Annotated in this window: 8 protein-coding genes; 1 reads left to right on the top strand and 7 read right to left on the bottom strand. The window is 43.5% G+C overall.

The window, feature by feature from the left end:
• The first annotated feature begins 5 nt into the window (after positions 1-5).
• Entirely contained in the window at positions 6-8141 is an 8136-nt protein-coding gene (locus MOO44_RS01085) for a DUF5776 domain-containing protein (RefSeq protein WP_260115753.1), read from the top strand.
• Between the two features lie 69 nt (positions 8142-8210).
• Here the strand turns inward: MOO44_RS01085 and MOO44_RS01090 are convergent, their stop codons facing one another.
• The 7 genes from MOO44_RS01090 to MOO44_RS01120 all read right to left on the bottom strand — a co-directional run bounded on the left by MOO44_RS01090 (position 8211) and on the right by MOO44_RS01120 (position 14938).
• Complete coding sequence (locus tag MOO44_RS01090) at positions 8211-9932, bottom strand: glycosyltransferase family 2 protein (RefSeq protein WP_260115754.1); 1722 nt, start codon at positions 9930-9932, stop codon at positions 8211-8213.
• A gap of 120 nt (positions 9933-10052) precedes the next feature.
• Positions 10053-10292: a hypothetical protein gene (locus MOO44_RS01095; RefSeq protein ID WP_260115755.1), complete on the bottom strand. Its 240-nt coding sequence runs from the start codon at positions 10290-10292 to the stop codon at positions 10053-10055.
• Positions 10283-10606, bottom strand: a complete 324-nt coding sequence (locus tag MOO44_RS01100) for a hypothetical protein (RefSeq protein WP_260115756.1) — start codon at positions 10604-10606, stop codon at positions 10283-10285. Before MOO44_RS01100 ends, MOO44_RS01095 begins: the two co-directional genes overlap by 10 nt.
• A gap of 120 nt (positions 10607-10726) precedes the next feature.
• Positions 10727-12016 carry an MFS transporter gene (locus tag MOO44_RS01105; RefSeq protein WP_260115757.1) on the bottom strand — a complete coding sequence of 430 codons (1290 nt, stop codon included), beginning with the start codon at positions 12014-12016 and terminating at the stop codon, positions 10727-10729.
• Between the two features lie 16 nt (positions 12017-12032).
• Positions 12033-12962, bottom strand: a complete 930-nt coding sequence (locus tag MOO44_RS01110) for an isocitrate lyase/PEP mutase family protein (RefSeq protein ID WP_260115758.1) — start codon at positions 12960-12962, stop codon at positions 12033-12035.
• Positions 12963-12982: 20 nt separating this feature from the next.
• A complete protein-coding gene (locus MOO44_RS01115; RefSeq protein WP_260115759.1) occupies positions 12983-13555 on the bottom strand; it encodes an isocitrate lyase/phosphoenolpyruvate mutase family protein in 573 nt (190 codons plus the stop codon).
• Between the two features lie 489 nt (positions 13556-14044).
• Positions 14045-14938: a hypothetical protein gene (locus MOO44_RS01120; RefSeq protein ID WP_260115760.1), complete on the bottom strand. Its 894-nt coding sequence runs from the start codon at positions 14936-14938 to the stop codon at positions 14045-14047.
• Positions 14939-15322: the final 384 nt, after the last annotated feature.

Consider the following 15322-nt stretch of genomic DNA (forward strand, 5'->3'; position numbering starts at 1 on the left):
CAAATGTGCAGTCAGCATTGCGGACGGCTAGTTCTGCCAACCAAGTGGCCAGCCAAGCAGTGGTGGATATGCAATCTAACATCAACCTTGCCGCAAGTAGTTTCAATTCTAATAATGCAGTCCTGAGTTTGGTGACTAGTGAAATGAGCCAGGTAATTGCCACTAGTAGTGCCGCTGAATCAAATGCGAGTGCTGCTGCTTCAAATGCAATTACAGCATCGAACACGGTATCAATGATCAGTAGCACCAATGACGTCGCAAATTCAATTGCGAACCTGCTTAGCGGGTTATTGGCAATTAATGGGAATAACGCGACGGTTAGTTCTGCTGCTAATCAGGCCACTCAAACTGCAGAACAGGTCACAAGCTTGCTTAATGATGCTAACCAACACTTTAGTACGCTTGGCCAAAACAGTCTGGCTGCTGTGTTTGCAGCTTCAGCCGTATCAAATGAATATGTAACTGCTGGTAACTTAAATAATCAAATCTTTTCATTACTATCATCATCGGCAAACACCGCCCTTACGAATGGGGATTTAGCTGCCGGAGCTGCTTATAGTCAACTCGCTAGCCAAGTCAATGAGCAGTTTAAACAGGCTGCAGCCAACACCAGTAACCAATCAAGCGGATTGGACACTGCAATTAGTGGGGTCAGTAGTGCAGCTAGTCAGATTGCAACGGATCAAAGCGCCGCTAGTTCAGCGATGGCAACGCTCCAACAGCTCCAAACACTAGGGCTATCCGCAGCTAGTAATCGGGATACGACTACCCAGAAGCAAGCTATTTTAAGTGGCTATTCATCAGCCGTAAATAGTTTAATGGCATCAGCCACGACTAATCTTAGTCGCGCTAATTCTTACGTTAGCGATGCTGCAAACACGAACCAAGTAACCGTCGGATTAGTGGGCACCATCAACAGCCTTAATCAGCAGCTGAACCAGTTAGCTAGTGCTAATTCATTGAACACGACGATTGCTAGCTTGGCAGCATCTGCAAATTCATTGAATACCTCCTTTAGCAGTGCAGCTAGTGTTACCAATGCTGAAACCAGCGTTGCCTCCAATTTTGCTAACTCGATCAACGCCATTCAATCTAGTAATAATGCTGAATTATATACCAGCTTTCAAGGTGCAGTTAGCATCGTAACTGCTAATGAGCAGTCGGCAAATTCTGCATATTCCGCTGGCAATCAAACAACTGGGGATCAATTTACCAGTAATGCCAATTCCGCACTTAGCAACGTTAGCGAATTAGTATCTGCAATTCAAAATAACGCTAATTCGATTCAATCCGAAACGGCAGTTGTGAGTCAAGCGGCATTTAGCGCCTATTTAGTATTGCAATCCACTAGTAATACTGCTTCCAACGTCGCCAAGTCGTTTGTGGCTGCCAGTGCTAATTACAATGTAGCTAGTGTCGGCATCCAAAGTGCCCAAGCCGCCAGTACTGCCGTTAGTGCCATGACTGCTTCGATTGCTGCTAACACTGCTCAGGGCAGTTCGGCCGTTACCGCCGCCACTGGGTACCAAAGTGCAGCAACGCTAGCTAATCAAGCGGTAACTAATGAGACCGCATTTGTTAACTCGATCGCAAATGTCATTTCTAGTTACCAAAGTAATGACCAGTTAAATAGTAACTTTGCGGATGCAATGAGTACCGCAAGTGATCAAATAGCTAACATTAACATGTTGAACGTCGATGCAAGTAATCAACTATCAACTGCTAATAGCGCCAACACCATGGTCAGCACCCAAAATGACGTGATTAATTCCGCTGCCGCCGCCATTCAATCTGCTAATTCGGCCGCAAGTGACAATACCCAATTGGCTAACTCAGCTTATCAAACTGGCGATTTACAAACTGGTGGCGTGCACACCGCATATGCCCAATCTGCCGTTAGCTTCGCAAGCATGCAAACGAGTATCATGGCAAGTGCGATTTCAGCCCTTCCGGCACTACTAAGTTCCGCTAGTGCGGCCGTTTCGATGGCAAATGATGATCAACAAAGCACGGCTTCCGCTAGTGCGGTGATGAGTACTTTATTATCCAGTGTCGTTGCTAATAATGCCCAGACGAACCAGTCCATTGCTAATGATATTAACACCAACAGCCAAGTTGCCACCCAAGCAAACGCAACCGCCAGTTCGGCAGTTAGCTATGCTAACCAAACGATTATGGCTGCTTCACAAAATAATCAACAACTAGCTAGCGTTAGTGCGGAACTAGCAGCTGCCGTCAATAGTGCTGATCAACAAACGACTTTATTTAATAGCTACTCGAGTGCCCCCCAGAATCAGTCCAATGCCTCCATGGTGGCATTGAATAGTGACTTTACGAGTGCCAGTGCGACGTTCAATGATTTAGTTTCCAAAATCGCGGTGGTCTTCCAAGAGGCTAGCGGCCAAAGCACGACCGTGAGCGTTGCGATGAGTAACACAGTGCAAAATAGTGCCTTGACTAGCATTAACGCTAGTTTGGTTGCAACTAATATTGCTCAGGCGCAGGCTGCTAGTCAGATGCAAAATTATACGCTTACGGGTCAGTACACTTCAGCAGTAGCTAGTACTGCGGCCCTTAGTAATAGTTTAGCGAGTGCGACCCAAACAACCAGTACCATTGCTACCAATGCTAATGCAGGAATTCAGTTTGCATTGAAAACGGCGTTATCATTAAAAAATCAATTAGATACGGCTAGTGATTCCATGACCACTGCGCTAAATGCTGCTGCAGGATTGGTAAATAATAACCGCAGCACTAGTAACACTAGCGGGGTAGCAAGCGTTGCGGCATCCGTAAGCGCAGCGGTTAGTGCCACCGTTACCTCAGTGGCTGCTAAGGCCGATTCGATTACTGGGATGGTCAGTTCCACTGCGGTCGTGAATGGACAATTGACCAGTACGAACGATTCGATTGCGACCGCCGTTAGTGAGGCTGATCAAATTGCGCAGACGATTTTATCACTCGCAGCGCAAAACCATGCGGATAGTGGGGTGGTTCAATCAGTCCAAAGTATCACTACCAATCTATCGCAAGTCGGCAGCGTTGCTTCAAGTAACTACCAAAGTGCTCAAACTACAGTGCAATCGATTAGCGCTAACGCCACGATGTTTAGTGGATTAGTAACCACCATTCAATCACTAGGTGCCGTTAATCAACATGCCTATCAGAATGTTGACAGTGCGGTGAATGCCAATGATGCATCGACCGCAAGTGACGCCCTTAACAGCATGCTAGCTAATCAATCGGCCGTGAACACGCAACGGACGCAGGCAAATGCAACGATTGCGGACATGGCTAATTTAGCTGGGGACGTAAGCGCTACTAGCAACGCCCTCGATAGTGCAATGAACACGGTCACAAGTGCCACCGCTCAATTGAACTCAATGGCCGGGACCGTTCAATCTACTGCCGCACTTAATAGTCCATCCAGTGAGAACATTGATAACCTTCAGAGTTCAGCAGTGGCACTTACCAATGCGATTGCATCACAAGTAGCTAACTTAACGGGAATCAATAGCCAAGTGGCACCGTTAGTAGCGCAGATGAATTCGATATTAGCAACTAGCGCTGCAAGCGCTGATGTTGATCAATTAGCCCAGTTACTAAGTGCTAATCCGAACAATCAGTTGATTCGTTCTGCTAATCAAAGGGCCACTAGTGCAGCTGCCACTTTAAGCATGACCAGTGCCAATCTACAATCACAGGCCACCATTTTTAGTCAGGCGGTTCAAGCAGTGAGTCAAGCTGCTAGTACGGCAGTCCAAAACCAAAGTTCGGCCCACGCTACTGCGGATTCAATTAGCTCGCTAGTGAGTCTATTTGCTAGTGCCAACCAAAAGGGTGATCAAAGTGCTGAGGATGGCAATCGTCAACAGGCCACTGGCTTATTACAAAGTCTGCAACAGGCATCATCTGCGGTTGCAAATCAAGTAACCACTGGAAGTGACCAATTGAACAGTGCTAGCCAAGCGGTCTCAACGGCGAGTGCAATTCAAATTAATGCGAACCAATTGGCAACCATGATTGTGCAGTTAACCAATGAAGCTAGTGCAGCTGCTGAAAATGATAATGCTAACTCAGTTGCAGCGACAATTAGCGCCACGAATACTGCTGCTAGCCAGGGGTTAAGCTCAGCAGCAACGTTGTTTAGTTCAGCTATGAGCAATGCTCAGACGATTGGGGAGGCTGTCAATAGTGTCAACGCCATTGCCAGCCAAGCTAGTTCCGCATCCCAAGTTGCCGGATCACTGGTTGCTATGGTTGCTAGTTTAGCAAGGACTAACCCTAAGAACACTACGCTTAACTCCCTTGCAAATAGCGTTAATAATAATGTGAGTGCGATTGCTACTGTCAATACAGCGATTAATGAGACCGTTAGTTCATTGACTAATGCGCGCCAAATCCAATCATCAAATGCAGCCTTAAACAATGCGGTTCAATCAGCTGCTAGTCAGGTCAGCGCTAATAATCAATTGGCAAGCTCTGCATACCAAGCTGGTTCCAATAGTGCCGGTAGTACTTACCAAAGTAGTGTAACCGATGCATTAAATGCCCTCCAGAGTGATTTACAATCGCTTTCACAGGGGGCGGGTCAACTTAGCTCAATCGCAGCAACGACTAGTGATCAAGTTAGCCAGGCTACTAATGCGCAACAACAAATTAATGCAACTGCTGCACAAATTAACAGTGCGGTGAACACTGCAAACACCATGTTGAGTGCCGCTCAGACTGGTAATGCTAACAACAGCACTGCCATTGAGCTAGTGGCTAAGGCGAGTGCAGCAATTGCCAGTGCGTTATCCGGGGAGAATGTAAATACCGATAGTGGCCAATCGTTAATTGCATCAGTAAGTGCAATTGCGAATGCTAATTTACAAAGTGGTCAATTGCTTTCAAGCTCAGTGGCTACGCTCAGTCAATTTGATGCGGATGCTCAAGAAATCAGTAGTGTCAACAGTATAACTAGTGGGCTAAACAGTTTAATTGCGAGTGCGAATGCCACTGCACAGAGCAATGCAAGGACTTTAACGAGCGCTAATACCGAAATGGGGACCCAATCTACGACCTTAAGTCATTTGGCAACCTCTCTAGCGCAGATTAACCAACTAGTTACTAGTGCTGCGAGTGCCGCCAGTGCGGCCTACCTAATCGGTGATAATGACAGTGGAAATCAATATAGCACTAGTGTTCAATCCGCTGGATCAATGGCAGCACAGTACCAATCCAGCGCTAGTGCAGCAGCACTCAGCTTAGCTAGCTTAGTAGCTACAGTCAGCGTTGCCGCTGGTCAGCTAAACGAGAACGTTAATTCAATGAATTCAATTAGCAATGATGCACAAAGCATTGCAACAACGATTGATTCCATTATTAGTCGTGAGGGAAGCGTTGCCGCCAGTGCAGCTAGCATAAATAGTCATGCAATTGTGGCCATCAGTTCGGCCATCGATCACCAATCGACTGCTCTTAGCGCTAACTTAGCTAGTTTTGCCATGTTCAATTCACTTGCGGGTGATGTCAGCACATCGGTAAATAGCGTTTCAAGTAGCGTTGCAAAAGCCCAAGCCACCATGCATAGTTACGTTAGCCAATTCCCAAGTAATTCAGCGCTTGAAAGTGCCAGCGCTAATTTGAATAGCGTCACTAGCCAGTTTACAACGGTGGTTAATAGTATTACCGCGGCATTACAGGGGGTTGATTCTGCCTCAGCCGTAGTTAGTGCACAAGCACAGTCTGCTCAAGCAGCAACAACGACGGCCAGTGCTAATCATGCATCAGCATTGGCGAATGCAAGTCAAGTGGCAGCAGCCATTTCAGCACGGAATTACGTTAGCGGCAGCCAGTTGAATCAAGCCGTCCAGGGGGAGATTAGCCAAGCTAACGATGCCCTAAGTGCCGTAGCGGCAATTAATGCTGGTATTGCAGCCACTAATGATTCGATTGCTAACTTGCCGGCGCAATTCCAAACTACTGATTTAAGTTCGGATGCAATTCAATCCCTAGGTAGCATGATCGAACAACAATTATCAGTGGGGGCGCGGGTAGCCCAGGCCACTAGTAGCGCTGCTCAAATCCAGCAATTGACCAGTTCAGCAGCAATCAACGCAAGCACTGCCCAATCATTGGCAGCCAGTTTGCAAGCCAATCGTTCAATGCTTAGTTCACTTAGCCAACGGGTTGACCAACAATCAATGACCGCCAGTGCCACCGTTCAATTAGCCAGTGCGAACGTTAATTCGTTAACGTCATTGTTGGCAACTACGCCTTCCAATGCGGCGTTGCTTTCACTATCTAATAGTGCCCAAACCATCCTTTCTGCTGCGGTGGCTAACCACCAGCAATTCCAATCATTAGTTAGCATGGCAAGCTCAGCGAACCAAGTGGCTGACAATGGGAGCGCGGTGGCTGATCAGGCTGCATCAATGACGAGTGCTACGGTTACTCAAATTGCTAGCGTGAACGCAACTGTTAGTGCTGCTGCCCAGAATGGGACGGTCGATACACTCAGCGCAACCGCTTCACTTGCTAATTCAATGGTAAACGCACTTGTGGAATCGATTGACCAACTGCAAACGCTAGCAACGACGGGCAGCAGCAACATTGCCGTAGTTAGCGCTGCCGCTGTTAATGGTTCGCAGATCGATTCGTTGGCCACAAGTGCAAATTCATTATCAACAGCTGTTTCAGCCGTAGTTAGTGGGTCCGTTGTTACAAATCGCATTAATGCTTCAATCAGTCAATCCATGAGTGCACTGAACAGTACTGCAACTAGGGTTGATAGTGCTACAAATGCAATCATCGCTACCATGAGTTCAGTTTCAACGAATCAAAACGCCGTTTTATCCAATGCTGATGCTGCCATTAGTAGTGCTAATTTGATTTTGAACCAAAACAGCACTAATAGTAGCGTTAATTCACTAGTTAGCAGCATTGCTTCTGGGATGAACACTGACCGGAGTAGTTATGCTAGTTTGGTTACGACGATTAATTCTGTTAATCAAGTGGCCATTTCGAATGCCAACTTAGTCCATGGCGCCCAAAGTCAGGCCAGTCTGATCAGTTCTAATGCTAGTCTAGCAATGAGTGCCGCAATTCTTGCTATTCAACAGGGCGATCAGTCTGCAGCCAGTGCGAACGTCAGTTTAGCTAATTCGGATGCTAACGGGGTCAGTCAAATGCTATCAACAGCAAGTAGCGCTGCTGCAAACAACCAAAGTGCTGCCACGACGGTTAACTCACTGGTCGGACAAGCCAATTCAGTGTTGGCAAAGATTAGTGGAGCCGCAACTGTAATCTCAAGCGCAGTCAGTTCGGTGAGTGCAACCAGCGTTAGCGCTAGTCAATCGGCAGTGACTTCGGCTAGTTCATCGACCACTAGCTCGGCAGTCACTTCGACTGCGAGCCAGGTTTCAAGCGATAGTAGTAGCGTTACCAGTCAATCCAGTAGCTCCACTGATTCACTGGCAACGAGTGCATCGGATAGTACGGTGACTAGTTTGGCACGGAGCACGACGACCACCGTCACGAAGCCAACAGCAACTGATAAGCAATATCAAAGCGAGTTTAAGCTAGGGGCTAAGCGTGCGGATAAGACTAGCTTAGCTGTGGCATCATTAAAGGGTCGTTCCAGTGGCTACGTGGATGGCTATGTAAGTGCGTATGATCAAAAGTTGGCTAAGCAGCCACAGTACTTATATAACTTGAAGCCGATTTACCTCTATGCTAAATCAGCAACCTTTAATACTGCCAACCGGCGAATCCGATTTGAGCGCCACTCAACTGGTGATAAGACCAAGTTATTGGCAACTCGGGTGCGGGTCGCTAAAAACGGCTTAGTAAGGTATTACGTCACCGCTAAAATTAAGGGGAAGGCTTATCGAGGCTACGTAACTAGCGATCCGAAGTATGTTGCGAATGTTTACTATCAAAACAAGGATGTCAAAAGCCATTCGCAAGTGCGGGTAGTTAGTTCGAAGGGGATTTGGACCCATAGTAATGCGAAATTCAGTGATCGTAAACATTACTACCGCATTGGAGCTAAGTTCAATGTAAGTCGAATCGTTAATTACCGTGGGCACACCCGTTTCTACTTGGGTGCTCATAAGTACATTACTGCAAACAAACGGTTTGTGAAGTTCATCTAAAATTAATGCACCATTAAAAAAAGCAATTCTAATCGCTATGAAACACGATTAGAATTGCTTTTTTATATATTATGTTCGCCAGTCAATGGCCTTTAAACTACCATCGGTTAAGGCGTCTAAGTTGGCTTGCTTTAAGAGGTGCCTTTTTTGCAGGTCCGTACTATTAACCCGGTTTGCCATTGGAATCATTAGATATCCGATACACCCAGGGAAAAATGATAGTAAGACCCAAGAACTGCCAGAAGCAATTATACAAGCTAAAATGGTAATCGTTGAAAAAACAACGCTACCTGCACATGTATGTAATGCTTCTAAAAACGTAACATGGGTGTCACTTTTGGGAGTAACATTGAATTTAGCTGGAATGCCGATTAGTGCGAATAATGTACATTTAACGCTAGCATAGTATTGAGAACCATATAAAATGGAAATTTGGACTTCATAGCTAATGATGTAGCGAATGGATTTACCCTCTTGAAATTGAAAAATCGCATCCGGAAAGGTTTGACTAAAATAACATAGCAGTGCGGGAAATGCCATAAACCATTCATAACCCATTTGAGTGTTACTAATGGGTAAGATAATTCCACAGATCAATAAACTAATGTATTCGAATGCAAAAATGGGCGTCGACATGGTAAAGGTTAATAAATCTAATTTTTGCCGCTTGGTCAATAGGTCCGTTTTGAATAACCGTTCCCAATATACCTTGATAAATTCAAAATTAGCAGAACAAAATTTGGATGAACGAATTAATAGGGCAATTGCGTTCACTGGAAACTGTTCATTACCATAGATACTAATGCCAAATTCAATATCCCATCCCCGTAGTAATACTTCAACGGAGGTGCATAGATCTTCGGCAACCATGAATGGCATCTTCCCAATATCATCAAAACACTCCCGTTTAAACATGACGCCATGGCCTAGTTCAATGCAGACGGAGTCACCCGGATGGAGTAACTTCGGCTGGCCATCCTTACTAAAGCGGCCCGGTAAACGAAATCCAGCGCCTAAGCTTCTAACGGTGTTTTGAACGGGCCAAAAGGTATTTCCAGTCCCAGAAAATAAACGCATAAATGCATTTGTATTACAGCCACTAATGTGATTAGCTTGTAACACCCCTAGATTAGGGTTATTAATAAAATACTTTAATGCCTTTTCGACAAAGTCGGGTTCTAATAGCTCATCGCTATCTAAAATCACAAAATAATCATAAGTATCCTTACCGCTTTTACATAGGTAATTATCTAAATTCCCCGCCTTGGCATGATAATTAGGGACGTCACGGACCAACTTAACATCGGGATGGACCTTAACGAATTGAACGATCATATCAATATATTTTTGATCGGTCGAATTATCTAAGATCACCCCCTGAACGTTTTGATACGTTTGTTGGAGGCATTCATTAAATGCATATGGAATAAAATCATTATAAGTTGTGTATAGCAATTGGACTCGTGGTTGAAAGTTCTTTGGGAGGGAAATCGCTTGAATCTTTTTTTCACGTTCAATGGCCCGGGCCCTGATTTTTAAATATGCAAATGGAATCACATAGTTAATAATGCCATAATAAAAAAACAAACCCACAAATACCTGGTTAAAAATTAATAATGATCCGGTGAATACTTTATGATTTCTAAAGTCAGGGATGATGCCACCCGTGATGGTATAGTATTCAAACATGATCATGGTAATGCTCCAGATGGCGATTACAATTAAAGATAAATTAATGGGCTTAGGGGATGAACCTAATTGATTAGAATTTAAATGATTTGATTTTTGCAAGCTTAATTCACCTCTATTCACTCAATTATAATTAGTATACTACAAATGTGGACCTAATTTTAAATTAATAGCCACAACTAGGTTCGTATCTAGTTGTGGCTATTAATGGATTTGGATTATTTAAACGTTATCATTAAATTGTTTGCGGACCTGTTTGACTAGGCGGGTCAAATTAGCATCCATTTTTTTAGTAATTGGATCTAACTGTTTCTGAAGGGCGTCAATTTCAGTCTGACTACCGTGGGCCTGTTGTAATTTAAAGATTTTGCGACTAAGTTTGTTTGCGGTCTGGCCGTATTTTTGTTGGATGGGGCTCTTTTTTAACTTATCGAATAACGCAAACTCCTCCTTTAAGTCCAAAATGACCCGGTCTTTGGACTCATTAATATTGTAATTCCGGAACCAAACCATGTGATAGCTATCAACATTGAAGCCCGTATTTTGACTTCATTCCGCGCGGGGGCATTTTTAACTTGGTTAATGACCTTCTTAAGCGACGTTAATTTTTCGGGATGCTTATCAAATCCCAAGTAAATGGCCTTATCAGTGCTTTGCACCGGTAGTCCAGCGGTGTCTGCATGCACCGTCACTGAATTCCAGGAATGATTAATCATAGCAACGCCACTTAGTGCAATAGTGATGGTGGTTAATAGTCCAATTATTACTTTTTTCATTTTACTCAACTCCAATTATAAAAATAATTATGTATAATAACTATCATAAATTATACCATGATTACGGATTTAAAAAGCAAGAGCCATCCTGATTTTTACATCAGAATGGCTCTAAAATGACTATTCAATTCGTTGGTTTTTAGTTTCTGGTCCAAAGATGGCAATGATAATTGCAGCGATGATGGCAATTGCGGCAATCATAATGAATAGCGTTGTTTGGCCAAATGCTGAGACCGTAAATAAAACTAAGTATGGTGAAATGGTAATTAGTAGCTTGGCGATGCCGTTCGCGTAGCCGGTGCCACGGAAACGGAAGTCAGTTGAAAATAGTTCGGGAGCGTATACGGAAATCGTACTAGCCATGGATACATACATTAATGCGGTTAGGATGAATCCATTGATGAGAATTCCATTGCTGGTGGTTTCAAAAGCGTATGCAATCCCAGCGATAGCAATTAAAATAAAGCTAGGAACGATTGTTTTTTTACGGCCGATTCGATCAACTAACAGCATTCCGATGAAGGCACCGAATGGAGCACCAATCATCATAATGGTTGAGAACCACATGGAGTGAATGATGTTTAGCCCCTTTCCGAGCAATAGGGTGGGGACCCATGACGTAAACATGTATTGACAGAGTAACGTTGCAGAAATTGCAATTATGGCAATCATTAGGCCGCGCTTACGGCTGACCATTGGTTTTGCTTCCTTTGAAATGTTTTGCGCGTCGTAGTGGCCAATTGTTTCTAGTTTTTCAATGATCATTTGCGCTTGTTCCTCTTGGCCGTGAATCATTAACCACCGTGGAGATTCTGGAAGGTGTCTTCTAGCGAACCAGAGAATAATGGCTAAAAAGCCGAGAACTAAAAACATGGACCGCCAGCCAGTATTGGTAATTAAAAGGGTGGATAGTAAGAACCCGAATGGCGCCCCTAGGTTAGCAAATACGGAAATCGTGCCGCTCCACTTTCCCCGGTTTTGGACTGGAGCAAATTCATTGATCATTGAAAAGCCGGTTACGACTTCAGCCCCTAGTCCAATCGCAGCAATGAAGCGCATTGCGATTAAGAAGTAAATGTTAGGAGCGAACGCAGCAATTAGGGTTGCGATACCAAAGATGAGTAGGTTCCATTGGAACGTTTTACTACGCCCGTAGAAATCACCTAGGTATCCGGCAATGATTGAGCCTAAAAAGAGGCCCAAAAAACCAGCTGATAAGAATGCGGAGCCCTGTGACAGGGTCGCAAACTTAGTTGCAATCATACTGGAGTTAACATTACTCGCCATGTAGACATCGGAACTGTCTAATAATAATCCTGCTCCCACGAGCATGAAAATATTATAAAAGAGTGGTGATTCCTTAGCGGTATCCATTCGTTGACTTAATGAGATTGATTTATTATTCATCATATTAGCCACATCCTTATTATAATTTGATTTGTTGGTTCAACATTTGATCAATCATTGCTTGCATGGGGGCCTTTGAATACTCATGTTCAATCTGGTTCAACTTATCCAGCCCCACAAATTGATTAAAATCATTGAATGTGACCATGTGCTCCTTAGTTTGTTCAGTCTTGCCTAGTTGATATAGTTCGGTTAAAAAATCCCGGTCAGCGTATGCATGAGCATATGTAAGGGCGGTTGGGTGAACGACCATGCTATAGCCCATTTCCTCTAATTCATTTACTGAGGTCATTGGCGTTGCACCATCTTCGATCATGTTCGCCATTAGTGGGGTATTGGGAAACGCCTTAGCAATCGTTTCTAATTCCGCAGTGCTCTTAGGGGCCTCAATGAAAATCATGTCCGCACCAGCGGCTTGATAACTCCGACTGCGCTCAATTGCATTTTCCAGTCCGTATACCTGACGCGCATCCGTTCTGGACATAATCGTAAAGTTAGCATGCCGTCTAGTGGCCACTGCCGTTTCAATTTTGGCAATCAATTCACTAGCGGGCACCACGCTCTTGCCAGCCATATGGCCACATCGCTTAGGCCAGACCTGATCTTCTAAGAAAATGCCGGCGGCACCAGCGGATTCATATGCGCGAATGGTGCGGGCAACGTTTTCGCAATCACCGTAGCCAGTGTCACCATCCACGAAGACGGGGATGTTAACTGCTGCAATGATCTCACGGAGCTTGCTAAGCATTTCACCGAAGTCTAGAATGCCACGGTCTGGGAGTGAGCGACTACTCGCTGCGGTGGCATATCCCGCCACAAAGATGGCTTTAAAACCGACTTGTTCAGCAATCTTGGCTGATAATGCATCTGGGGCCACCGCCATGCTTAAAATCTGGTGGTCATTAATTAATCGTTGGAACTCATTTCGTTGTTGATTGTAATTACGCATAGTAACGCGCCTCCTAAGGGTTAGTCTAAAATGGATTGATCTTCGTAGTTAAAACGGTGAAATTTTAAATCGGGGATGTCCGGAATTGAATGGTTTTGATCAATGATGATATCAGTGATTCCCAGTTGCTTTGCAATCATTAGTCTTGCTTGCATTTGCTTGGCATCATATGTGTTAATGCAGTCTAGCTTTAACCAAATCTGTGAATATTCTTCGTGGTGGGCATCCATTGCTGATTTTAAACGGCCCGCAAATTCAGTTAATGCTGCCGGTGTTTGTTGTTCCTTGTTGCTATGTGATGGGTGCGTCTGGTCATTTAGTAAAATAACGTCAGCACCATGATTTTCCATTTCGGTGATTGAATAATATGTGTTCAGCGGATTACCAAAGCCGGCTTGTCCATCTAAAATAAATGGTTGGTCAGTCAACATTCTAAGGTAATCGAAGTAGTGAAGGTATTCGGATAATGAGAGGAGTCCCTCATTATGTTTACCAATTAGCTGGTATGATAATGCATTTCCGGATAGAAAGTAGCCAGCGGGGGGATTAGCTTCCTGTAATTCGGGAGCGGATAAGATCGTTTTAATTTGCATGGGGCAACATCCTTTCAATGGTGATTAATAAAAACAAAAAATCCGCACAAGTCATAACAATGACTGTGCGGATTCTCTAATGGAGTTTTAATATGAATTCATTTCAATATTAGATTTACTCCGCACAGGCTCACTTGATGACCCATGCGGATGAGATTCAGGTACGATAAAAGGACCTTACTATCATTGCGCTCAGATCACAATTCGTTCGTCACGACGACTTGAACTGCGACTGAGCTCACTAGTAGTGAGGTAGGATAATTATTAGTAGTTAACATATAATTAGCTTTTATCATAAGATCAATCTCCTTCTTGATTTGATGTTTTAAATTATATTACGGTTAGAAATGAATTGCAAGATAATTATAAAAAATATTTTTAATTAACGTTATTTACAATTTAAAGGTGACCGATTTAACTGTGGTTAATCAGTAGTTAAATCCAGGTTAACTAATTACAAAAGATAGGTCAGTTTTGATATTGAATTAGTTATTTATCTGTTAGCTTCTTTAGTGCTGCATTGGCCTTTTTTAGGGCTGCTTTAGCCTGCTTATATTGCTTCTTCGCATGTTTTAGAGCCTGCTTGGATTTATGTTTATTAGCCTTTACATTTTGGGCCGCTTTTTTAACGGCTGTTTGAGCTAACTGCACATGATGCTTTGCATCAGAAACCTGATTAGAAGGATTGGATCCATTAGTGTTTGCAGTAGGACTACTTGTAGCTGTGCTTGAATCTGGGGTACTAGCGCTGTTCGTTGAGGAATCACTATGATTTATTTTGCCCAAACCATTTCTCATTGCATCAACGGTGGCTTGAATTTTACTATCTTTGGGGATGAGCCCGGCTCGTTCAAGCCCCAATGCCGCTTGCATTGCGGTATAATCAACATCTACAGTCTGAGGGTCACGGTTGTAGTAGTCTTCAATCTGTGAAATACTGTCTGATAGTAAGCTAGTTCCAATTTTGACATCGGCGTCACCAAATGGACTAGCGATTTGAACACTGATTGGTTGCACCGAGCTATCCTTAGGGGTGAATGTAATCGTATCAAGTTGACCGAACCAACCACCCGCATTAGGACCGGTTTGAGTTACCTGGCTTTCATCCCTTATGTATGGGGCAGTAGTGAATATGTACTGGCTCTTAGTACCTATACCTGCATTATATAGTTTATCTCCAGCATCAGTTAGAATGACGCCCTCAACTGGATCATATTTTACATATTGAGCAGTATTTGGATCTAAAGGATGCAGCAAAACCCATGTCCCATTAGCATGCGCAATAGTAGCTCCAAAGAAATTATTATTAACGGTGTTTAATGCAACGGCACCACATGTAGTTAGGGTGGCTAGGGTCGCAAGATATAAAAGTGTTTTTTTCATAGAATATCATCCCTTTGCTTTTTTAATAATTGATATCAATGTTTATGATATAGATAAATGTGGATCAAGTCCACTGCTATTATTTAATTAGCTAAGCAAGGCCATAGGATTAAGTCATAACTAAAAATTAAATTATTTAATCTAACATAATCAGTCATTTTTTGAAGCAAATTTCTTCCATTAGTGTTGATGAAAATCAGATTTTATATGAAAAATATGTTCAGAAGAAATGATTGCCAGCATTGAATGATATGTAAGATGGTACAATCATGACAGAATCAGCTTGATCCAAACTACATAAAATTAGTCCAAGTTATTGACATAAGAGCAAATAAACAAGTGGTACTATCTTGCCCCCCCACTAAAAACAACTAATGCTGAATC

The sequence above is a fragment of the Nicoliella spurrieriana genome (genome assembly GCF_023380205.1).
Taxonomy (GTDB): Bacteria; Bacillota; Bacilli; order Lactobacillales; family Lactobacillaceae; genus Nicoliella; species Nicoliella spurrieriana.